This window comes from Aeromonas sp. HMWF015 (genome assembly GCF_963878965.1).
Lineage (GTDB): Bacteria > Pseudomonadota > Gammaproteobacteria > Enterobacterales > Aeromonadaceae > Aeromonas > Aeromonas veronii.
The window spans coordinates 8234-8797 of sequence record NZ_CAWNZT010000206.1 but is presented as its reverse complement, the minus strand read 5'-3'; the positions used below and the strand labels follow the sequence as shown (position 1 = coordinate 8797).

At 54.4% G+C, this 564-nt stretch carries 1 protein-coding gene; it reads right to left on the bottom strand.

The window, feature by feature from the left end; genetic code table 11:
- Positions 1–127: 127 nt before the first annotated feature.
- Positions 128–564: methyl-accepting chemotaxis protein (locus tag AACS18_RS23385; RefSeq protein ID WP_258228922.1), on the bottom strand; the 437-nt coding region annotated here is incomplete at its 5' end.

Here is a 564-nt window from a genome sequence, read left to right as displayed (position 1 = left end):
GATAATTCCAGACGAATTACAAGGATTTCAAGGCGGGTTATTTGGCGGGTAATGTGAGATTACTCACTGAAAATTAAGCGCTATTTAGAAAAATAAAAGGGGCCTGTACGGCCCCTTTTGTTCATGCTCAAATGCGGAACATGCCGACCTGATTGCTCAGTTCACCCGAAATATTTTTAAGTTGTTCAGAGAGATGGCGTGAGCTGTCTGCATCCACTGCCAGTTCGTCCGAGACATCTTTCACCGCCTGAATGTTACGGCTTACCTCGTCGGTGACGGCCCGCTGCTCTTCAGCCGCGCTGGAGATCTGGGTCGCCATGTCGGAGATCTGGTTGATCGAGGTGGTGATCTGCTCCAGCGCATGGGTGGCGTTGTTGGCGTCATCCACGCTGTTCTGGGCCAGCAGTTGGCCTTCGTGCATGGTGCTGACCGCTCCCTGGGTATTGCGTTGCAGGGTTTCGATCATATTGCGGATCTCGACGGTGGAGCTGTGGGTACGCTGTGACAGGACGCGCACCTCGTCGGCAACCACCGCAAAGCCGCGACCCTGTTCACCGGCACGTG